This window comes from Ruegeria sp. AP7 (assembly GCF_056539905.1).
Genome location: NZ_JBQFVT010000003.1, coordinates 90,721 through 112,699 on the forward strand (window position 1 = coordinate 90,721; position 21,979 = coordinate 112,699).

General features: G+C 55.7%; 19 protein-coding genes and 1 pseudogene. 18 read left to right on the plus strand and 2 right to left on the minus strand.

The features are described 5' to 3' along the window. Positions 1-137 precede the first annotated feature (137 nt). The 3 genes from ACR0KN_RS07625 (at position 138) to ACR0KN_RS07635 (ending at position 2,594) form a co-directional block, all read left to right on the plus strand. Positions 138-1,163, plus strand: a complete 1,026-nt coding sequence (locus tag ACR0KN_RS07625; RefSeq protein ID WP_480652584.1) for a helix-turn-helix domain-containing protein — start codon at positions 138-140, stop codon at positions 1,161-1,163. Positions 1,164-1,511: 348 nt separating this feature from the next. Beyond that, positions 1,512-2,018 carry a DMT family transporter gene (locus ACR0KN_RS07630; RefSeq protein ID WP_480652586.1) on the plus strand — a complete coding sequence of 169 codons (507 nt, stop codon included), beginning with the start codon at positions 1,512-1,514 and terminating at the stop codon, positions 2,016-2,018. Positions 2,019-2,126: 108 nt separating this feature from the next. After that, positions 2,127-2,594: a lytic transglycosylase domain-containing protein gene (locus ACR0KN_RS07635; RefSeq protein ID WP_260023805.1), complete on the plus strand. Its 468-nt coding sequence runs from the start codon at positions 2,127-2,129 to the stop codon at positions 2,592-2,594. Positions 2,595-3,097: 503 nt separating this feature from the next. On the opposite strand, the gene ACR0KN_RS07640 is transcribed toward ACR0KN_RS07635, so the two are convergent. Next, positions 3,098-3,751: a GntR family transcriptional regulator gene (locus ACR0KN_RS07640; RefSeq protein ID WP_010443508.1), complete on the minus strand. Its 654-nt coding sequence runs from the start codon at positions 3,749-3,751 to the stop codon at positions 3,098-3,100. A gap of 184 nt (positions 3,752-3,935) precedes the next feature. Between ACR0KN_RS07640 and ACR0KN_RS07645 the strand changes: the two genes are divergently transcribed. From ACR0KN_RS07645 to ACR0KN_RS07700, 12 genes are all read left to right on the plus strand, one after another. Then, on the plus strand, positions 3,936-5,042 hold the full coding sequence (locus tag ACR0KN_RS07645; protein WP_480652589.1) for a Gfo/Idh/MocA family protein: 1,107 nt from the start codon (positions 3,936-3,938) through the stop codon (positions 5,040-5,042). Between the two features lie 102 nt (positions 5,043-5,144). After that, entirely contained in the window at positions 5,145-6,155 is a 1,011-nt protein-coding gene (locus tag ACR0KN_RS07650; RefSeq protein WP_170547153.1) for a sialic acid TRAP transporter substrate-binding protein SiaP, read from the plus strand. Positions 6,156-6,184: 29 nt separating this feature from the next. Continuing rightward, a complete protein-coding gene (locus ACR0KN_RS07655) occupies positions 6,185-6,760 on the plus strand; it encodes a TRAP transporter small permease (RefSeq protein ID WP_170473839.1) in 576 nt (191 codons plus the stop codon). Next, on the plus strand, positions 6,757-8,052 hold the full coding sequence (locus tag ACR0KN_RS07660) for a TRAP transporter large permease (RefSeq protein WP_170473842.1): 1,296 nt from the start codon (positions 6,757-6,759) through the stop codon (positions 8,050-8,052). The genes ACR0KN_RS07655 and ACR0KN_RS07660 overlap by 4 nt, the downstream gene beginning before the upstream one ends. Further along, positions 8,019-9,941 carry a bifunctional sugar phosphate isomerase/epimerase/4-hydroxyphenylpyruvate dioxygenase family protein gene (locus ACR0KN_RS07665; RefSeq protein WP_480652591.1) on the plus strand — a complete coding sequence of 641 codons (1,923 nt, stop codon included), beginning with the start codon at positions 8,019-8,021 and terminating at the stop codon, positions 9,939-9,941. Before ACR0KN_RS07660 ends, ACR0KN_RS07665 begins: the two co-directional genes overlap by 34 nt. Continuing rightward, positions 9,941-10,756: a citryl-CoA lyase gene (locus ACR0KN_RS07670; protein ID WP_480652593.1), complete on the plus strand. Its 816-nt coding sequence runs from the start codon at positions 9,941-9,943 to the stop codon at positions 10,754-10,756. Before ACR0KN_RS07665 ends, ACR0KN_RS07670 begins: the two co-directional genes overlap by 1 nt. After that, positions 10,746-11,933: a Gfo/Idh/MocA family protein gene (locus ACR0KN_RS07675; protein WP_480652595.1), complete on the plus strand. Its 1,188-nt coding sequence runs from the start codon at positions 10,746-10,748 to the stop codon at positions 11,931-11,933. Before ACR0KN_RS07670 ends, ACR0KN_RS07675 begins: the two co-directional genes overlap by 11 nt. After that, positions 11,923-12,597, plus strand: coding sequence for a hypothetical protein (locus ACR0KN_RS07680; RefSeq protein ID WP_480652597.1), 675 nt, complete (start codon positions 11,923-11,925; stop codon positions 12,595-12,597). Before ACR0KN_RS07675 ends, ACR0KN_RS07680 begins: the two co-directional genes overlap by 11 nt. Continuing rightward, a complete protein-coding gene (locus ACR0KN_RS07685; RefSeq protein ID WP_480652599.1) occupies positions 12,590-13,780 on the plus strand; it encodes a Gfo/Idh/MocA family protein in 1,191 nt (396 codons plus the stop codon). The genes ACR0KN_RS07680 and ACR0KN_RS07685 overlap by 8 nt, the downstream gene beginning before the upstream one ends. Positions 13,781-13,919: 139 nt before the next feature. Further along, positions 13,920-14,849, plus strand: coding sequence for a sugar phosphate isomerase/epimerase family protein (locus ACR0KN_RS07690; RefSeq protein ID WP_480652601.1), 930 nt, complete (start codon positions 13,920-13,922; stop codon positions 14,847-14,849). Beyond that, positions 14,830-16,239 carry an aldehyde dehydrogenase family protein gene (locus ACR0KN_RS07695; RefSeq protein WP_480652603.1) on the plus strand — a complete coding sequence of 470 codons (1,410 nt, stop codon included), beginning with the start codon at positions 14,830-14,832 and terminating at the stop codon, positions 16,237-16,239. The genes ACR0KN_RS07690 and ACR0KN_RS07695 overlap by 20 nt, the downstream gene beginning before the upstream one ends. Next, on the plus strand, positions 16,239-18,020 hold the full coding sequence (locus ACR0KN_RS07700; RefSeq protein ID WP_480652605.1) for a thiamine pyrophosphate-binding protein: 1,782 nt from the start codon (positions 16,239-16,241) through the stop codon (positions 18,018-18,020). The genes ACR0KN_RS07695 and ACR0KN_RS07700 overlap by 1 nt, the downstream gene beginning before the upstream one ends. Positions 18,021-18,154: 134 nt before the next feature. On the opposite strand, the pseudogene ACR0KN_RS07705 reads toward ACR0KN_RS07700, so the two are convergent. Next, a pseudogene (locus tag ACR0KN_RS07705) lies at positions 18,155-18,862 on the minus strand (IS5 family transposase); the annotation flags it as partial. 396 nt (positions 18,863-19,258) lie between these two features. On the opposite strand from ACR0KN_RS07705, the gene ACR0KN_RS07710 reads away from it, so the two are divergent. The 3 genes from ACR0KN_RS07710 to ACR0KN_RS07720 all read left to right on the plus strand — a co-directional run bounded on the left by ACR0KN_RS07710 (position 19,259) and on the right by ACR0KN_RS07720 (position 21,974). After that, positions 19,259-19,432, plus strand: a complete 174-nt coding sequence (locus ACR0KN_RS07710) for a Flp family type IVb pilin (protein WP_319546034.1) — start codon at positions 19,259-19,261, stop codon at positions 19,430-19,432. A gap of 134 nt (positions 19,433-19,566) precedes the next feature. Then, positions 19,567-20,382: a Flp pilus assembly protein CpaB gene (cpaB, locus tag ACR0KN_RS07715; RefSeq protein WP_480652607.1), complete on the plus strand. Its 816-nt coding sequence runs from the start codon at positions 19,567-19,569 to the stop codon at positions 20,380-20,382. 23 nt (positions 20,383-20,405) lie between these two features. Beyond that, positions 20,406-21,974 carry a pilus assembly protein TadG-related protein gene (locus tag ACR0KN_RS07720; RefSeq protein WP_480652609.1) on the plus strand — a complete coding sequence of 523 codons (1,569 nt, stop codon included), beginning with the start codon at positions 20,406-20,408 and terminating at the stop codon, positions 21,972-21,974. The last annotated feature ends 5 nt before the right edge of the window (positions 21,975-21,979 follow it).

Genomic DNA, 21,979 nt, shown 5'->3' on the forward strand with positions numbered 1-21,979 from the left:
ATTTTAGAGTGATTGCCGGATATTGCCTGACAGCATGACAGGCTTTGCCAAATTAATTTGGCATTCTGCAAGCTTTTGGAACCTTTTTGTGTGTTTGCTGTCTTTCTGTCGTCAACTTCATGGTATTTGAGGGCGACATGGGCGCATTTGATCAAAACACAAAGAAGGCCTTGCCTTTGGTTCGGGCATCGGTTGCTGCACCCGTGGTAGCTGCATTGCGTGGCGCCGGTGTTGAACCGGCCTTCGTTCTAGATCCTCTGGGGGTTAGTGAATCCCAAGTGATGGATCGCCAGAATTTCCTGCCACACGAGACGATCTATGAAATTCATCAAGCCGCTGCTGACGCAACATCGCCGGATTTCTGTGCGCAAGTTGGTCAATCAATTGACCTTGTTCGGTTTCTGCCTCTTGGTGACATGTTGGCCGAGGCGTTGACGCTGGGCGACTTTTTTACGCGCTACACTCAAGCCGTCTCGAAAGAATCCAACGCGGTCACACAATCACTGCTTGTGGAAGGCGAGCACGCTTATTTCAGTGCTAAGCGGAATTTCAACATTTCGGTTTCGCCCGGACAGACCGACGCATTTCTGGCGAGCATTTGGATATCACTACTGCACCGGGTTATGGATTTCAGATGGGACCCGAGCCAGATCATCTTACGGGTCAGCGAACCTGACGTGCTGCCCAAGCATTTTCATGGTGTTCATGCCATCAAGTGTAGCCCTCAGGGCTTTTCGATCCGGTTTCCTTCAACCTGGCTGAGCCATCAATTGATCCCGGAAATATTGGAGAACCCGTCAGACCTTCCTGTCACTGACCCTGACCTTGCGGCACCGCAAGATTTTCTGGCTGGGCTTCAGAGCCTGATCCGAATCCATCTTGGTGAGCCGGGGTTTGGTGTAGACGAACTGGCGCGCCTATGTGGTTTCCACCGGGAGACATTGAACAAGCGGCTGGCCCCATATTGGCAATCAGCCTCTCAGGTCATATCTGGCGTCAAACTGGAAGAAGCTAAGAAGCTGCTGGGTCCGGCAGGGAAGTCCGTTGGTGAGACCGCACTGCGGCTTGGCTATGCAGACCCCACCGCGTTTTCGAGGGCCTTCCGAAAATGGTCTGGAATGTCGCCGTCGGCTTATAGGAATTTGGTGAAATGGCGGGCCTGACCATCTCGGTGCCAATGCTGATCGAGGTTTCTGTTCTTATAACAAGACTGTACCAAATAGTGGTCTTGATGCTCGGCGAGAAGATCGCTGAACTAATACCAAGTAGTTGCAGGTAACCTTGCATCCTTCTTATTAGGGTTGAATTTCGCTTATGGAAGCGCACTTTCGATTGAGGAATAACGCTTATAGTTGACTGGCTTGCGCGACAACTACCAAAAATTGAACGAGCTCTTTCAATAGCGCAAAGTTATGGGCAAATCGTGCAATCTTATGCGCAAATACCGCGCAAAGTTATTGGCGAGCACACACGAATTTCCTGAATGAAATCAATGGAAGGAATGCAATGTTATGCGCGTCTCTACAGCTGCTTTCACTTATGCCCTCAACAACGTGCTAACCCGTTTTCTTGGCGCAAAGTCCAAGGCCTCAGCAATGGCTGTTTACATTCAGGCGTGCTTTATCGTTGTCAGCCTGTTGTTCTGGTCAGTGGCAGGGGATGGGCGCTTTGCGAACGAGTTCGAGAACGAAAGCTTGATCTTTTTGCTGCGGGCTTGGGTTTGGCCCGAAGGGTCTGACCGCTGGTTGTTTATTGGCTTAGGAATCAATTCTGCAATCATCGGGTATTGCCTTGGCCAGGCTTACCGCATGGCAGACGCGGCTACAGTGGCACCGTTTGAATATGTCGGTCTTCCCATGGCCATTTTCTGGGGATGGGTCATCTGGGGCGAGCTCCCAAACCTGCCTGTCGCTATCGGTATCGCACTGATCTTGGGGTCAGGATTGTTTGTCTTTTTGCGTGAGCGTCAGAAAAAGAGGCATGTCGTTACTGAAAAGAGAGTGCACCGTCGGTACTAGGTGCCAAATCAAATCTGGCTAAATCCCGCCCAACAATACCTTGGGATATTGAATATCAAACGTAATTGAGCGCTGATGAATCTTGTAGTTAATGAGATGAGAATTTTGATGCGATACACAGTCATTCTTGCCGCGCTATTTATTACCGCTTGCGGCAAGGAACCCGCAGAGCCAATTACCCGACTTTATCCCGGTGAGACCCCTGAGCTGCGTGTGATGATCGACGAAACTGCGGACGCAAACGGTGTTCCGAGGAGCCTAGTCCACCGTGTGATCCAACGAGAAAGCGATTATCGTCCCAATGCTCGAAATGGCCCTTACTACGGCCTGATGCAGATTCTGCCTGCGACAGCGCGCCAGATGGGATTTCGCGGACAGCCTTCCGACCTCTTGGACGCTCAGACCAACCTGACATACGCCGTGAAATACTTGCGTGGAGCTTGGATGGTTTCAGATGGAAACGAGCCCGAAGCGGTCATGTGGTATGCTCGTGGGTACTATTACGAGGCGCGAAACAGATGCATGCTTGTGGCCACCGGGCTTAGGGATACTGAGGTACGAAAGTACTGCGGCTGAAGCCCTTTCTACAGGAGCTAGATACAGCTTCAAATTAACCGTAAACAAGCTCCTCCAAACAGAGTGGGCTCGCACTACGGAGCCATGTATTTGCGCGTTTTGCAGAGTTGCTGCAAAACTTGTATGTCGCCAAAGTACTAGTTGGCTGCCTGCGAGAAGGCCGACCGAGCCGCGCTACATTGAAAGGGATCTACCATTACCTCGCAATTGAGTTGTGTTGTTCAGTTTTGGATTGAATACTTCCAAGAAGAATGCACTTTAGATTGAGTTTGGTGTGTCCAAGTTGATCGAGCCACGTTACGACAATCGACAATTGAGCGCGTATAGTGAACCGTGCAAACTTATGCGCAAGTGCTGTGAAAAATTATGGGCGAAGACACCCAAATTTTCTGAATGAAATCAATGATAGGAATGCAACGTTAAGCACGCACCTACATTGCTTCTTAGACGCGTCTGTAGTCGTTCGCGGGTGGATCTACAGCAATTCAATTAGATGTGGCGGGCTACATGGCCTCTAACGTGTGTGCGAGGCCGTTCCGGATATGATCCACTAGCAGCTTCTTGGCTGTATCCGCGTCTCTGGCCAAGGCGGCATTGAACATGCCTTTATGCTCCTCGACGGCTTCTTCGCCGCGATAGGTTAGTACAAGCATTTGATAGCGCAGGTATTTATCGTAGATGATCGAGTGCAGCGTCAGAAGGTTCCTGGAGTTGCACGCCGCGATCATGGCTTGGTGAAACTCCCAATCATACCGTTTCCAGGTTTCTTTCTCAGAGTCATCTCCCTTTAGCAGCTGCTGTTCCATCAGGTGCAGCTTATGGTGCGCGGCGACAAGGTTGCCTTCCCAATCCGTGTCGCCGTTTGCAATCGACAATTCCAATGCGTGGCATTCCAACAGGGCGCGCAGCTCTGCGATCTCGGTCAGATCTTCACGGGAAACCGGCGTGACCAGGAAACCCCGTTGCTCGGGAGCTTCGACAAACCCGTCGCTGGCAAGCCTGTTCAGCGTTTCACGAAGCGTCGAAAGGCTTGCTGAGTACCGCTCTTTCAAAGCGTCCAGCTTAAGTTTCGAGCCGGGCTGCAACTCTCCGAAAATGATATCCCGTTTGATGCGCTGATACGTGCTTGCACCTATCGTAGACGGCTGCTTCGCCATGCATTTCACCCGATATTCTTGGTTTCCTCGTTCATCTATCATTATTGAAGGTCATCAGCAATCCAAACTGATGTATGGTAAAAATAAAAATATCATACATTATTGCGGAATCGGAAAAACCCCAATACGGTCGTGTTCAAATTGGGCGTTGCAGCCTAGTCGCAAACTTAGGATCCAGAGCTTTTTGGATCCTCCGAAAGGAACCAAAGTGCCTCAGAACTTTCGCATTGCCATCGTCGGCATTGGCCTTGTTGGGCGTCGCCACGCAGATGCAATACGTGCGTTGCGTCATGTCGATCTTGTTGCATTTGTCGATCCCAGCGACGAAGGCCGCGCGTATGCTGATGAACATGGGGTCGCGTGTTACGAGACTCTTGAAGAAATGTTCGCCAATCAGACCCCGGACGGCGCTGTGCTGGCGACCCCAACGACACTTCATGTCGAGCAGGGCCTCACGTGCATACGGCACGGTTGCCCCATACTCGTGGAAAAGCCGATTGCCGTTGAAGCTGCTGCGGCACTAGAGCTTGTTCAAGAGGCGGAGAAGGCAGACGTACCGCTTATGGTTGGACACCATCGCCGGTACAATCCACTGATCAAATCGGCAAAGAAGGCGATCTCGGATGGGCAGATCGGTGATGTTCGTGCAATCCATGCGAATTGTTGGTTCTATAAGCCCGACGAGTATTTTGACACTGCGCCCTGGCGAAAGAAACCCGGCGCAGGACCCATCTCGGTTAATCTTGTCCATGACGTTGATCTTCTGCGGTATCTGGCCGGAGAGGTCGTAACCGTTCAGGCGCAATCGGCTGCATCGCAGCGTGGCTACGACAACGAGGATGTTGCTGGCGCGTTGCTGACGTTCGAAGGCGGAGCCATTGGCACCATAAGCGTGTCTGACAGCATCGTCGCGCCATGGAGTTGGGAGATGACGTCTCAGGAATATCCAATCTATCCATCAACCACTGAAAGCAGCTACATGATCGGTGGCTCTCATGGGTCGCTATCCGTCCCTGACCTCCGGCTCTGGAGCTATCGGGGTGAGCAAAGAGATTGGTGGACCCCCATTTCGTCCACAGCGCTCAAGAAGGGCGCCTCTGACCCGTTGGTCAATCAACTCAGGCATTTTGTTGAAGTGGCCCGGCACGAAGCCGAGCCTATTGTGTCGGGATGGGAAGGTTTCAGAACGCTTCAAGTCATTGAAGCCATTCAGAATTCTTGCAGAACAGGCGAAACGATCAGGATAGAAAGGTTTCGGCAAGCACCGATCGCAAATGTATCGGTTGTATAAAATATCAGATATTTTGTAAAAAATCTTGCAAAATGTCCAAAATAGGTCAAAACTTGGAATCGTCAAAAAAGAAGCATCAATGATGTCTCAGGGAGGAAAAAAGTGACTTTCAAACTTACACGCCGGGCTGCTGTGTCAGCCCTGGTCGCCACCGGTGTTCTGTTCAGCGCAACAAGCGGTGCGCTGGCGCAGGATAAAGTGCAACTTCGCCTCGCGACCTCGGGGTCGGAAACCGATCAGCGTTCGGTCGCCATGGCCGAAGTTTTCGCACCGATGGTCGCCGATTTCGCGAGTTATGAGCCCAGCTATAACGGCACCATCTTTGCACAAGGTACCGAGTTGGACGCGATCAGCCGCGGTAACCTGGAAATGTCGATCACCTCGGCGCAGGAACTGGCACAGTTCTTCCCCGAGTTTTCGATTTTCACCGCAGGCTATGTCCATCAGGACGCCGCGCATCAGGTTGCTGTCTTCAACGATCCCTTGATGGATGCCTTCAAGCAGAAGGCTGAAGAAGAGCTGGGCGTCAAATTGCTGTCGGTGATGTATCTGGGTCGTCGCCAGGTAAACCTGCGCCAGCCCAAAGATGAATTGACGGTTTCGACACCGGCCGACTTGGAAGGTGTGAACCTGCGGATGCCGGGCACCGACGCATGGCAGTTCCTGGGTAAGGCTCTGGGTGCGGCTCCGACACCAATGGCGTTTTCGGAGGTCTACACTGCGTTGTCGACCGGTGCTGTTGACGGTCAGGACAACCCGCTGCCGACCGTTGTGGACGCAAAGTTCTACGAAGTGACCAACCAGATCGTTCTGACGTCACATCTGGTGGACCTGAACTATATTGCCATCGGCAAAGAGGTTTGGGACAGCCTGACCCCTGAACAGCAAGCTAAGGTTCAAGAAGCTGCAGATGCAGCTGCTGAATCGGGTCGCCAAAAGCAGCTTCAGAAAGAAGAAGATCTTGTAAGCTTCCTGAAAGAGCAGGGCATGGAGATCTACGAACCCGATCTCGCAGCGTTCCGCGATCAGGTACAATCCATGTATCTGGACAGCGAATTCGCCGGTTCGTGGCCCGAAGGCGTTTTGGATAAGATCAACGCTCTGGGCAACTAAGCCTGCATTGCAAGGGAGGGAGAACCGCAATGAAAGACTTCATAAAGGGGTTCTCCCGACTGACCGAAGCGATTGCCGGCGGGATGCTGGCGGCAATCTTCCTGATATTTCTGCTGCAAATCCTGCTGCGGTACTTCTTTACCCCTGCAGGATGGACGCTGGAACTGATCGGCATCCTCTGGGTTTGGGTGATCTTTTTCAGCTGCGCCTTCATCGTGCGCGAGCGGGATCACGTAAAATTCGACATTATCTATCTGTCTGTGCCCAGACGCGTCCGTCAGGTCTTTGCGATGCTGGCGGCAGCGGCAATCGTGGTTGGGATGCTCTACAGCTTTCTACCAACTTGGGACTACATCGACTGGATGAAAATCCGCAAGACCGCGACCGTTCGTAACCCCTTCTCGGGCGAAAAGATACCGCTGCGAACCGTGTTTTCGATCTATGCCGTGTTCATGCTGGTCGTTGCTGCGCGGTATGCTTGGCTGTTCTTTGACATCATGCGCAACGGCCCACCAAAAACCGAACTTGAAATGGTTGTGGGATACAACGTGGTCGACGATCACCCTCGCGTTGACGTGGAAGACGACGAGGACGCAAGCAAATGAGTTTTGAACTTCTTTCTTGCCTGCTAACCCTTTTTGTTCTGGCAGGCATCGGGACCCCTATCGGCTATTCCATCCTTTTGGCGTCACTGATGTATCTGGGTGTCGCTGGTCTGGACGTCGCGCTGGCGGGTGAAAAAATCCTGCAAGGCTTCTACAAAAGCACGATCCTGCTTGCCGTGCCTTTGTTCATAGTCGCCGCCAATATCATGAACGCGGGGTCGATCACCGACCGCTTGCTGAACTTCTGCGTCGCTGCGGTCGGGCGGTTCAAGGGCGGCCTCGGGCACGTCAACGTAGTTGCGTCGTTGATTTTCTCAGGCATGTCTGGCTCGGCTGTCGCGGATGCCGCCGGGATCGGCAAGATCATTATTGAGATGATGACCAAGGATGGCCGCTACAGCCGGGGCTATGCAGCCGCAATCACTGCGGCGTCGGCGACGATCGGCCCGATCATTCCGCCCTCGATCCCCATGGTCTTGTATGCGCTCGTTTCCAAGGCCTCTATCGGGTCGCTGTTCTTGGCCGGTATTTTGCCGGGCCTGATCATGGGCGTTGTCCTCATGGCGATGAACTACTATCTGGCCGGTAAGCGGAACTTTGCTTTGGAAGAACCCATTCCTCTGCGTGAATTGCCCGCAAAAACCGCGAACGCATTTCCGGCGCTGTTGATGCCCGCGATCCTGCTCTACGGTATCTACGGGGGTGTCACCACACCTACCGAGGCCGCCGCGGTGGCCGCATTCTATGCCCTGCTGCTGGCAGCGTTCTTCTATCGCGCCCTGTCGTTCCGTGGTCTCTATCAGGTCTTCGTTGACAGTGCCCGTTCGTCGGCAGCCGTTGGTGTAGTCATCGGTGGCGCGTTCATTCTGAACTTCATCGTCATTCAGGAGCAGATTCCACAGTCGATCTCGGCTTTGCTGGAGGGTTCGGATGTTAGCCCAATTGTGTTCCTGATCCTCGTAAACCTGCTGATCCTCGCGCTGGGATGCGTGTTGGATGCGACGACGATCATTCTTGTGATCGTGCCCCTGTTCATTCCAACCTGCGAAGCGCTTGGGATTGATCTGGTGCATTTCGGAGTGCTGGTCGTCGTAAACTCGATGATCGGCCTGATCACACCGCCGTATGGCATTCTGCTCTTTGTGATCAACGCCGTGACGGACATTCCGCTGCGTGAGATTATCTCGGAGATTTGGGCCTTCCTGGCGGTGCTCATCTTCGCCTTGATAATCATGATGCTGATGCCCGATCTGGTTCTGTGGCTGCCACGTATGTTTGGGTACCAGGGGTAATGTGCCTGTCGGTATCGACAACATCCATCCCCGGCGATTTGGCAGAGAAACTGCATGCCATCGCCGGGGCAGGATTTGACGGGGTTGAACTGCATGAACCGGATTTGACTGCCTTTGACGTGTCACCATCGCAAATCCGGGACATTGCCTCAGACCTCGGGTTGAAAATCTGCCTGCTGCAGCCGTTCCATAACCTTGAAGGTCAATCTGGCGGCGGTCGACAGCGCGCCTTTGATCGGCTGAAGCGCAAACTCGATCTGATGGGCGAGTTGGGCACAGAACTGCTGCTCATTGGGTCTGCCTTTGAGATGGACGCCGACGCCACCGAAGATCAGGTGATCACGGACCTCGGGGAAGCGACCGAGATTGCAAAGGCGATGGGGGTACGTCTGGCCTATATGGGCTTGCCCTGGTCCGACCTCATCCACTCGGACGCACAGGCGCTGCGCATTGTCGAGGCGATTGACAGCCCGCATTTCGGGTTGGCCTTAAACTCCTTTTTCTCGCTGGCTGACGGGTCCAAGCCCGCGCGCCTTCGAGACATTCCCGGAGAGCGCCTGTTCCATGTGCAACTGTCCGATGCACCCCGGCTTGAAATGGATATCCGCAGGCTCAAGCGGCATTTCGGGCTCTTGCCGGGGCTTGGATCGCTGAACCTAGCGGGCTTCGTACGGGTGCTGTCCCGCGCCGCATACACGGGGCCTTGGTCCATCGCACGTGTCAACGAAGCAGCGCCGCAACCCGGTGGTCAAACGCTGGCGCGTGACTGTTACAGATCGCTGGTGAACCTCCTGGATGAGGTATCCCGGACCGAGCCGGGAACCGACTTCGGCATCCCGGATCTACCGGAACGCGTCTATGCGTCAGGCTTTGAGTTCGTCGAATTTACAGCGGATGAAACAAGCGGCGCGCAGCTGGCAGACATGCTGTCAGCAATGTGTTTTCGAATGGAGCGAAAACACGTCACCAAGTCCGTCGAGCTGTGGCGGCAGGGCGCGATAAACATCGTTGTGAATACCGAAAAGGAAGGTTTTGCCCATTCGGCGTTCCTGGGCCATGGTCCCTCGGTTTGTGACATGGGATTGCGCGTCAAAGACGCGGATCAGACGGTTCAGCGCGCGACCGCGCTGGGCGCTCCTGATTTCTCTCAGCCGGTGGGGACCGGAGAGTTGGATATCCCAGCCATCCGAGGTGTCGGTGGCAATGTCGTTCATTTCATCGACGAGAAATCCGATCTGCATCGGGTATGGGACATCGAGTTTGAGCCGGTTGCGAAAACCAAGGCGACCCAGCCTGCTGGTCTGCGCCGTATCGACCATCTGGCACAGACAATGCGCCATGATGAGATGCAAAGCTGGCTGCTTTACTACATTTCAACTTTTGAGATGGCAAAGTCTCCTATCGTGAACGTCGCCGACCCGTCCGGTGTCGTGCAAAGCCAGGCTATCGAAAGTCCCGAAGGCGAAGTGCGCCTGAACCTGAACGGGGCCGTTGGGCGCAGAACTCTGGCAGCGTCATTCCTTGAAGATGGGTTTGGGGCCGGTGTTCAGCACATCGCCTTCCAGTCGGACGATATTTTTGAAACGTCGGATCAGCTGCGTAAATCCGGCTTTCCCAGCTTGATGATCCCAGAGAACTACTACGCCGATCTGCAAGCGACCTTCGGATTGGATGATGATCTGATCGCCCAACTGCGCGAGGGCAACATTCTCTACGACCGGGCAGCGGGTGCCGAGTATTTTCAGATATATAGCCGCCCGATATTTAACGGCTTCTTCTTCGAAATCGTTGAACGCCGTATGGGCTATGCTGGTTATGGCGCGCGCAATGCGCCCATTCGCCTTGCCGCGCAAAGCAAAACCCAGACGATGAAAGAGGTGCAAACATAATGACGAGCGATGAAAAAGCTGTGCGCCAATGGTGGCGCACCTCCATCATCGACATGAAGCCCGGCCAGATCGCGTTTCGTAGCCATCCCATCGAAGACCTGATCGGGAATGTTACCTTCCCGCAGATGATCTGGTTGATGGTGCGGGGCGATCTGCCCAGCGACGCACAAGCGCGCCTGTTCGAGGCCGCTTTGGTCGCAGGCGTGGATCACGGTCCACAGGCCCCCTCAATCGCGGCTGCGCGTATGGCGGCCACTTGTGGGGTAGGTCTAAATAATGCCATGGCGACTGCGGTGAACATGCTGGGTGATGTGCATGGCGGAGCAGGTGAACAATGCGCCGAGCTGTACTATGATATCGCGGTCCGCATGGATGCGGGAGCTTCGCTGAATGACGCTGTTCGGGACGGCTTGGACAGCTGGCGCGAGACGTACGGCAAGATCGTCTCGGGCTTTGGTCACAGATTCCACAAGCCCGTCGACCCACGCGCGCCACGGTTGATGCAGCTGGTTCGCGATGCCGCTAGTGATGGCACAGTTTCCGGCAGGTTTGCCGATATCGGAGAAGAGGTTCAGGCCGAACTCGGCCGTCAACGTGGCGGTCGACCCATCGCCATGAATATCGATGGCGCGACAGCCGTGATCTTCTGCGAACTTGGCTTTCCCGCGCCCCTGTCGCGGGGCCTGTTCTGCCTGTCCCGCTCGGTCGGAATACTTGCCCACGCTTGGGAGCAGATGAACCAGGGCGGTCGGAACAAAGGACCCATGCCCCCGAATTACTTACCTCTTTACGAAGACAGGAATGATGATACGTGAGACATCGAAAACCTTCCGGGTCGGCCTTATCGGCTGTGGTCGTATCAGTGATATCTATCTAAAAACACTATCCAAATTCTCAAACGTCGAGGTCGCGGCCTGCGCGAGCCTCGATCCATCAGAAAGCCGCGCCAAGGCGGATCAATATGGCATCGTCAAGGCCTGCTCACCGGATGAGGTGTTCGACGATCCGACAATTGACTGTGTTCTGAACCTGACTATTCCGGCAGCTCATGCCGACATCAGCCTGCGCGCTTTGGAGGCGGGCAAGCACGTCTATTCGGAAAAGCCATTGGTCATGAACCGATCGGATGGAAAAGCGATCCTGCATACGGCCACTGAAAAGGGGCTACTGGTCGGTTGCGCGCCCGACACGTTTCTAGGCGGTCGCTGGCAGACTGTTCGGCGCTTGATCGATGAAAGTGCTATCGGGAAACCAACTGGGGTATTTGCCCATGTCGGAACGCACGGGACGGAACGCCATCATCCCAACCCGGATTTCTACTACATGGCCGGAGGTGGGCCTTTGCTGGACCTTGGGCCATATTATCTGACCGCGATGATCTGCTGTCTTGGACCAATTGACCGTGTCGCCGGAATGGCACGGCGCACGTTCGACAAAAGGATGATCGAAAACGGCCCGCGCAACGGCGAATGGATGGATGTCGAGGTCGACACGCACTCTCTAAGCCTGCTTCAGTTCTCCTCCGGATCCATAGGGTCGATGACCATGAGCTTCGACGTCTGGGACAGCGAAACGCCGCGGTTCGAGGTCTACGGTGAAAACGGCACCATCAGCATTCCCGACCCTGACCCGGTTCATGGTGCCAATATCTTTCAGGGGGATGTCTGGCTGAAAACGCAGGACACCTCGCGCTGGTCTCATCAGCCTCGCCCAGCCGGTCGCGAAGACTGGCAGGTGGTCGAAAACAAACACGGGTTTAACAAAGACAGCCGTGGCCTCGGTCTTTTGGACCTGGCCCTTGCGGCACAAGAAGGGCGCCAACCCCGCGCAAGTGGAGCGCTTGCCTACCATGTGTTCGAGGTCATGGACGCAATTGAACGGGCACCGAAATTCGGTGCTTACCAGACAATAGAAAGCAGTTGCGCAGCACCGGAACCTCTGCCGGTCGATTTCCTGATCGATGAGAGGAAGGAGTTGGCGCATGCCGATTGAGACACTCGACTTTGCCCAGCCATTCTTTCGTGTCCAGCACATCACCGATGAAGACAGAATGTCTGTCGAGGGTCGCGCAATTGTTCTGAACCTAGGGGAGCGGGATATCTCTGTTGAGGATCAAAACATTGCACCGCTTTCGTCTGTTATCGTTCAAGATAGCTCACTCAAAGGCGTAGCACGCGCAGTTATTGTCTACGGGTTCGACGCCCATGCTGATGACAATGAGCTGTTCGCATGGGTGAAAGATACATGGCCATCTGCATTCGACGTTCGGCAAGAGGAACGCTTGCGCGGTGTCAGCCACTACATGTCGCCAAAGGTCTTCGTGGGTAACGTCGGACTGACCATGTACCATTCCGGCTCGGTTCCGCTGAATGTCGGATTGCACAAGGATCACCCGTTCTGCCCGGTTCCGGGGTTTCGCGAAGTGCACACGCAAATCGTTGGCTTCGGTAAAATGCAGCAATGCCGAGAGCGGGATGTCGGGACTCTTTACCTCGAAGAGTTCATGGCCCCGGGCACGACGCACAAGCCGATGTATGACGCCGAAGGCAACTATCCCTGGCATCAATACGAGACGATTACCCCCAGCATCTTCATGGCGGTTGAAATTCTGCCCGAAGGCACGTGGGTTCCCGGAATGGAGGTTCAGAATGGCTGAGAGACTTTTACCCGAAGACCTGAACTTTGACGGCCCATTCCCCCGGTTGTCTCGCCGTTTGCGGCTGGGCGTTGTTGGCGGTGGACGGATCTCGGTCACGCAAGCAACGGCAGCGCGAATGACCGACCAGTGGGAGGTCGTCGCGGGTGCGCTCAGTTCCGACACCGCGCGCAGCAAAGCGCGTGGCGCCGAGTGGTATCTGCCAGCAGACAGGTGCTATGCGTCATTCGACGAGATGGCACAGGCAGAGGCGGCGCGCCCGGATGGCGTAGATGCCGTCATGATCACGACCCCAAACCACGTTCATTTCGGCGCGGCCAAAGCGTTTCTGGAGGCGGGCATTGACGTGTTGTGCGACAAGCCTTTGACCAATGAGGTCGCCGAGGCCGATGGGCTTGAGGAGATCACTGCGCGTACGGGGCAGGTCTTTGCTGTCGGCTATGCGATGTCGTGTTTTCCTGTGATCCGTCAGGCCAGGCAGATCGTTGCAGAAGGCGGCATCGGCAAGATCAACCAAATCCATGTTGAGTTCATGCAAGACTGGATGACGCCCGACGATGTGGCTGATGCGCCTCATGTAAAGTGGCGGCTGGACCCAGAGATTTCAGGCCCGACTAGTTGTGTCGGCGATATCGGCACCCATGCCGCGCATCTCGCCAGTTTTGTCTCGGGTCTGCCGATGACCGATCTGCGGGCTGAATTCCATGTTTGCGGCGCGCCAAAGCCTTTGGAAGACACAGTTTTCATGTTCACCCGTTACCAAAATGAAATTCCGGGAACCCTGATGGCGACGCGCCTTGCCCCCGGAAATCGGGGTGGGTTGCGGTTGCGGATATTCGGGAACGAAGGAGGCCTCGAGTGGGACTTGGAGAATTCGGAACAGCTGAAGTTCAATCGGTTTAGTGAGCCGGATCGTATCATCAGCCGAGGTCACGGGCACGGCGTCGGCCCCGACGCGGAACGCCTGATCCGGACTGCGCGCGGCTTCCCCGAAGGGATTATTGAAGCCTGGGCCAATCTCTATACGGAATTTGCCATGGCCGTCGCCGCGCGTCGGGATGGCGTTGCCGTTCCGGCCGATTGGCTCTCTTATCCCAGTGTCGATCAAGGCGCAGACGGTGTTCGATTCATTGATGCCTCAGTTCGCTCTCACCAGTCCGGAGGCGACTGGGTCACTATCTAAAGCTTTGCCAATACGAAGGTTAAGCACGCCCGGGCTATTGCCCGGGCATTTTCATTTCCTGCCCAGTATTAAAAGTTGATATTTTAAAAAATATCATATATTTTTTACTACGTGTGATGAATTTTAGATTCGCAGACACGTGGAGCTGTCGTTCATGGTGAAACCCGAAGAGGCTGGCACAAGCCCCTCTCTCTATTCCTTGGCGCATCTGACGCTGATTGGCTGTACGCCGCCCGAGCTGGTCTATATCGCCGCGCGGGCCGGTTACGATGCCGTCAGCCCTCGGTTCATTCCGATGCATGTGCCCGGCGAATTCACCCAATCCCCGATCGACAAGGCGCAGGTGCAGGCCACCAAGACGGCTCTTTCGACAACCGGCCTAAAAGTCCTTGATGTTGAGATTGCGCGCATCACCGAAGACGTGGACCCGCGCAGCTTTGAGCGCTCGTTGGAAATCGGCGGGGAACTCGGCGCCAAACGCATGATCATGAGCGCGTGGACCAACACCCGCGATGATCGTGACTTTCTGATCGACGTCTATTCTGAGACCTGCGAACTGGCAGCACCCTATGGACTGACTGTGGACCTTGAGTTCCCAAGCTTTTCCCGCCTTCGTACTCTGGATGAGGCGCTGGATATCGTCCGCGCCTCTGATCAGCCGAATGGTGGTATTCTGGTCGACACGCTCTATCTGCACCTCAGCCGAGTGGATCTCGGGGAGCTTTTGCACGTCCCTTCGGACCTGTTTCACTTCCTGCACATCTCTGATTGCCTGCCCGGCATCGCTGATACGCGCGAGGGCATGATCCAACTTGCCCGCGATGCGCGGCTCTATCCTGGCGAAGGCTGGATTGACTTCACCGGCATCATCGAACGGATGCCGCCCGTCGATTATTCTATTGAACTGCCCAACCAAAGCCGCGTTGCCGAGTTGGGATATGAAGAACACGCGCGTCGCTGTCTCAGCCACGCCAAGCGAACATTCGGCGAGGCGCGATCACAGCGCCGTATGCCCGATGCAGCAATTCCAAAACACCAAGAGGATTATCATGGGCAAAGAGCTCACTGAAAACGACCGCAATATGGCGGCCGATATGCTGGCACGCGCCCGCGATGCCATGGCCGAGATCGAGGATTGGGATCAGGACAGGCTGGACCGCCTGTCTCAGGCCATTGCGTGGTACGCAGGAAACGAGAAAACCTTCACGCGTCTGGCCCAGCAAGGCGTGGACGAGAGCGGTATCGGTGATCGCGAGGGACGTCCTGCGAAACGGTTCAAAATCCATATGGTACTGCGCGATGTCCTGCGCACGCCATCGACCGGTATCGTCGAAGTCGACGAAGAAAAGGGCCTGGTTAAATATGCCAAACCTGCCGGTGTGATCGCGTCTCTGATCCCGATGACCAATCCTGCGATGACACCACCGGTGACCGGCGTGTCCGCCGCAAACGCCAGGAATGCGGTTATCTTCAGTCCGCACCCGCGAACCGCCCATACCACCTTTGAGATGGTCGAAGTCATGCGCGCAGCCTGCCGCGCCGCCGGTGCCCCCGAAGACCTGTTCCAGTCGATCCGCAAACCATCGATCCCGTTGACGCAGCATCTGATGGAGATTTGTGACCTGACGCTGGCGACGGGCGGCAAGCCCATGGTTAAAGCGGCCTATAGTTCAGGGCGTCCGGCCTATGGCGTCGGCGCGGGCAATTCGTCCATTGTCATCGATGAGACCGCCGATCTGGACATCGCCGCGCAGAACACTCGCATCTCTAAGACCTCTGACTTTGGCTCGGGATGTTCGGCCGACGGTAACATCATTATCCAGCGTTCGATTTACGACGATATGGTCAAAGCGCTTGAGGCCGAAGGTGGGTACCTGTGTTCTGATGAAGAAAAGGCCATGCTCGAAGCCGCCATGTGGGATGAAAAGGGCAGCCGCACGTTCCCGACCATCGCTTGCCCGCCGCAGCAAACGGCCAAGGTCGCCGGTTTTAGCATTCCCGAAGATCGCAAGTTTCTGATGGTTGAAAATCAGGGACAAATCGGACCGCAGCACAAGTTCTCCAAGGAAAAACTGACCACATTGATGGCGCTTTACCACTTCGACACGTTCGATGACGCGCTAGAAACGGTCAACCAGATTTATAGCACCGGGGGCAAGGGCCATTCCTGCGGCATCTACAGCCACAATGACGATCATATCGATCAGCTCGCGCGTCTGGCTCCGGTCAGCCGAATGATGGTGCGACAGCCTCAGTCCAAAGCCAACGCAGGTGCCTGGACAAATGGCATGCCCATGACCAGCAGCCTGGGCTGTGGCATCTGGGGCGGCAACATCACAAATGAAAACGTCACCATGAAACACATGATGAACTACACCTGGGTCAGTCGTCCGATCCCCGAGGACCGTCCCTCGGAGCCGGACCTGTTCGGTGAGTTCTACGGACAGGAGGTCGCGTAATGGACGGAGCGAAACTGGAAGGCAAAACCGTTGCCGAACATATCGTTGACTTTCTCGAACGCCGTAAGGTCAAGCATGTGTTCGGTCTATGCGGCCACACGAACATCGCGGTTCTGGCTGCGCTTGCCGAAAGCCCCATCGATTTCGTCACAGTACGACACGAACAAATCGCTAGCCACGCGGCGGATGCATATGCCCGCGTGACGGGCAAGGCCTCGGTGGTCTTGTCTCACCTCTCCCCAGGTTTGACAAACTGCGCCACCGGGGTCGCCAACGCGGCGCTGGACTGTATCCCCATGGTCGTGATCGCAGGTGACATTCCCACGCATTACTACGGCAAGCATCCGCATCAGGAGGTGAACTTGCACGCGGACGCTGCCCAGTGGGAGATCTATCGCCCCTTTGTCAAACGCGCCTGGCGGGTAGACCGGGCAGACTTGATGGCCGAGATACTGGAAAAGGCGTTTCATCTTGCCGAAAGCGGCCAGCCAGGACCGGTGCTGGTCAATGTGCCGATGGACATCTTCTCGGAAGTGATCCCCTCGGACAGCTTCGACCGTATCCGCGACAACACGCGCGCGCTCAAGAAGCCCTCGATTGACGACGAGACCGCGCGTGAAATCATTGAAGCACTGGCGCAGGCCGAAAAACCGGTTGCTTATGTCGGCGGCGGTATCCTTCTGGCACAAGCCAGTGAGGAATTGCGCGCATTCGTTGAGCATATGGGGCTGCCCGTTGCGCATTCACTGATGGGTAAAGGTGCGTTGCGGGACGACCATCCGCTAGTGTTAGGCATGACCGGGTTTTGGGGCACCGAATTGGTCAACCAGTCCTGCCTGAACGCGGACTATATCTTTGCCGTGGGTACCCGGTTCAAAGAGGCCGATTGCTCCAGCTGGTATCCCGGCTACACGTTCAACATTCCCGGATCTAAAGTCATTCACATCGACATCGAACCGCAAGAGATCGGCCGGAACTATCCCACCGAGATCGGTGTCGTTGCGGACGCCAAGGCCGCGTTGCGCGTCCTCAACCGGGTTGCCCGCGAGATGTATCCGAGCGGTTTCAAACGCCCCGCGCTTGAAAAGAAAATTGCTGAATTCCGGACTAACTTCAAAGCGCGTAACGTGGAAATGGCGACCTCATCTGCCTTTCCGATGATGCCTGAGCGTATTCTGGCGGATACCCGCAAGGCACTGCCTGAAGATGCGATCATCACCACTGACGTTGGATGGAACAAGAACGGAGTAGGGCAACAGTTCGATATCCTGACTCCCGGCTCGATCCTAACACCGGGCGGGTTCGCTACGATGGGTTTTGGACCTCCGGGTGCGATCGGTGCGAAACTGGCGGCGCCTGATCGGGTGGTGCTTAGCCTGGTCGGCGATGGTGGGTTTGGTCAAAACCCGTCAATGCTGGCAACAGCTGTCGAACTTGATCTGGGCATCATCTGGCTTGTGATGAACAACAACGCGTTTGGGACCATCGCAGGACTGCAAAAAGCGCATTACGGCCTGACCTATGGAACGACCTTCCCCGGATCAGCCGAAGCGCCCGCAAACGGGCCGGGCTATGCCGACATAGCGCGGGCCTATGGTGCAGAAGGACACAGGCTCAGCGCTGCTGACGAATTGTTGCCCGCATTGGAGGCGGCAATCGCCAGTGGCAAGCCAACGGTTTTGGATGTCCCGATGATCAACAACCCGACGCCAACAACCGGACATTGGAACATCTTGGATATTTATTCGCCGGACAAAGACGTTTCTCACGTCGCTACATAAATAGGCTGCGCGCGGCACACTCCACCGAGGGTTCCAGTTGACCCGCTAAGAAATGGTGCGGACTTGCTGCCACCAATTGCAGATGGCGAATAGCAACGCCACTCGAATGCGTCAGCAGTGCCGTTCTGCAAGTGGTGATACCCGCTCCACCGTTGCCAGATAGCGCGGCCCGGGTATCGAGATGCAGTGACCGCCTCATTTCGGGCAATGGCACAGGCGGATGTGGGGTTCCATGGCTTGGAGTTCTTGCGTGGCGGGATGATGGCGTGGGCATTGCGGGCGACAATCGCGCCGTAGCATTTGCGCGCGTCGTATGCCTCGTCTGCGGTCACTGACCCGATGTTCTGATCTAGTAGTTTTGATCAAGCAACTCGGGAAGTAATGGCGCGTGTCCGGCGTTGCTTTTGGTAACTTCAACGGCGTGCACTTCCAGTGTTTCCTCGTAGATGCCTACGTGTATTCTACGCCAAATGTGCCGCTTGGGGTTACCATGCTTGCGGGACTTTCATTCTCCTTCGCCCTCAGATTTGATGCCGGTGCTGTCGATCAGCAGATGCAGCGGGCCGCATCCGCCACGATACGGAAGGCTCACGTTCAACGTTCTTTTACGGCGGCACAGGGCACTGAAATCAGGCACGGCTCAGTCCACAAGCCAGTCAGCCGCAAGAGACTGCCCACGAAGCCTGTGGTTTGCCTAAGCCGCATCCCGAACAGAACAGGGTCAGACACGCTTGGATCACGGCGTTGCTGAAACTCTGGTGACGGCCGCGCCTGGCTGAAGGTGGCGGTGTCCAATCCATCTCAGGATCAAACCAGATCGAAAGCGATCCTCGTTCTTTCAATGCGGTATTGTACGAAGGCCAGTTCCCGGTCTTGTACTTCGTCCGGTTCCAACGGGTCGTGTCTCTCGGCTATCATGCTGGATTCATGAGGTGAATCCTTCAGTCCATTTGTGCAGCAAAGCCGCCGGGCACCGCAATTAGCGGCCCGTCAGGTGGGAAAGAATCACGGATCTGGCCATTCAGATTCCGTTAAGGAATCGGGCCAATTTGCGGCAAAGAACCGGCCAAACTGCCAAATCTTACAATCTTGACGTGTATTTCTCCGCGGTTTGGAGGATGCGGCGCCCTGATGGCGGGACCTAACCTTATGGAAGGCTCCGTCCATATGGGGGGGTTAGAACGCCGCGAATTTGGGCGGCATCCATGAGTAACTAGTGAGTTAACTAGGAGAGTAAAATGTTGAAGCTTTATGTAAAGATGAAGACCATGGCACGCGACGAAAGCGGTGCGACCATCGTGGAATACGGTGTCGCCCTGACCATCGTCGCGGCGCTTGGGACGGGCGTCCTGGTAGCGGTGAGCGGTGACGTTCTAGGCCAGTTCACCGCCGCAGACAACTTGATGCCCTAAGGAATACAAAGCACGCGGTGCGCCCAGCTCCGCGTGCTTATCGCCCAGGATAAATTTTTTGATCCGCTGGCAAAGTGCAACCGTTCAGATCGGTTCATTCGAAAAACGCCAGGAAATAGCTGAAGGAGCACCAGATGAGACTCTCTGCCATTTTCACTGCATTGACGGGCCTGGTCGTAGCCGGAGGGTCGGTTTACGTCGCTCGGGATTACATTCAATTTGACGCTCAGTCCGCAAATGTCGAGGCCCAGAGCGAGATGGTGAGCGTGGTCGTTGCATCGCGCGATATTTCGTTTGGTGAAGAAATCGAGCCCGGCGCGCTGACAACCATTGACTGGCCCCGTGGTGCTGTACCCGCGGGCGTCTTTACAGATTACGACGACCTGATTGCGGCGGCCAGCATGCCGACCCGTCGCGCTCGTCGCGCAATTGCTCAGGGGGAACTGATCCTGAACAGCAAGGTTTCCGACTTTGGTGAAAAGGTCACCATCGTTCAGACGCTGGGCGCAGATCATCGCGCCATGGCCATTGAGGTTGATGCCGAAACCGCCGTAGGGGGCTTTGTCACCCCCGGTGATCGGGTCGATGTAGTAATGACCACTGGCGAAAAAAGAGACATGCACGCCGTCACAATTTTGCAAAACATCAGGGTCATTGGTGTTGATCAGGAATCTGACGAACAGACCGACCAACCCGTTGTTGCACGTACGGTTACTGTTGCCGTTACCCCGGATCAGGTCCAGCGCCTTGCTCTGGCGCAACGTGCCGGTCGGCTGAGCCTCACCTTGCGGTCTATTGATGACACCGAGGACAAGACGCTGACCATGACGCGACTTAACGATCTTCTGATTGATGAGCCGGTTGTTGCGCAGGACATCAAAGAACCGGTGCGTAAAACCATAGTCCGGGTCCGCCGCGGCACCGAAGTGACAGAATCCATCATCAACTGAATCGACCAACGAAGGTTTCGACCGTGTCCCTCGCTCAATTCATACGTCAATTCCGTAGCTCCGAAGACGGCGCGATACTGGTCTTTGTTGCGGTGGCCCTGTCGGTGATGCTCGGAATGGCCGCCCTTGCATTCGACATTGGTCGGGTGACCACCACTCAGTCGGAATTGCAGAGCTTTGCGGACAATGTTGCCCTTGCGGCTGCGGGGGAACTTGATGGTCGCCCGGATTCAATCACCCGCGCCACAAATGCGGCTGCAAACATGATCCGCGACCGTCAAAGCTTTGGCATTCGCAACAAGGATCAGCTGTTGTCCGGTGCAACGGATTACCAGCTGCGGTTTTACGAAAACCCGCCGACCACTGCAACCGATCCCGCTCAACCCGCGCAACTGCTGGACGCGACCGATCCTGCCAGCGGGCCGATTGCTGCATTCGTTCGGGTGATCGTCGATACGCACGAGGTCAGTACTCCGCTCGCAGCGGCAGCGGCGGCTTTGCTGGGCAATGCGCAGCCTTTCTCCAGCGTCAATGCCGAGGCTGTGGCAGGGTTCACCTTGATGGCCTGCGACATCACCCCCATGTTCATCTGCCTGCCGCAACCCAGCCTCGATCTAACCGAAGGGCAGTTGATCAGAATGGTAAGTCAGGGCGGCAATGGACAATGGGGTCCCGGAAACTTCGGTTTTCTGTCTTCCAATCAGAATCTGGCCATCGACACGTCCGGCGCCTGCGAACCTGCGCCAAACGGTCAGGAAGATTCATGTGCTCTGGCCGCGTCGCGCGCTGTATCCATGTGCTTCAGCCAAAGAGCCGTTGAAACCAGACCGGGTCTGAGCGTGGGCAACATGGTGGCGGGCTTTAACACACGTTTCGACCGATTTGAATCCAGCGCCAGGCAGTTCAGCAACGGCTCGCGCTACGACGTCGACAATTTCGCCTCTTCCCCGCATGTCCTGGACGGTTGGATCACTGCGGGTAATGGAAACAACTGCACCAGCCAGCTGTCGCCCACCTATGACGCGAACGGGGTCCTTGATCCGGCCGCGACCGTTGGACTGCCGCTAGACGATTGTTTTGCCAGTGGCACTTGCCCGACACCTCGCATAGGCAATGGCGTCTTTACTAACGGGCTTACTGAGTATCTTACCATTAACTATGGCGCAGATTTCAGCGGCCCTCTCCCGACTGGCATTCCGCCTTGGTTCCCGACTGGTGGCACCCGGTACGACATCTATAATGCAGAAGTCACCAACCAGGCCACGCTGGAAGCTATCCTGACCGCAGGTGGCAAAGCAGAAAGCAGCATGCCTTCGTGCCAACCCCCCTCTGCCGGTCGTGCCGATCCCACGCGTCGTGTCATCACCGTCGCCGGTATCGATTGCGCGACTTTTCAGGATGAGCTGAACGGCGGGTCGGGCGCCATTCCGGTGACAAGTTTCATCGAGATGTTTCTGATCCGCCCCTCGGAATCCGGCAGCACCGGTGCGAACGCCGTCATCTATGGTGAGGTCATTCAGACCGTATCGGATGGCATCGGCGGCGCCGGAGTTGGCGGCATCGTTCACGATCTAGTTCAGCTTTACGAGTAATGATC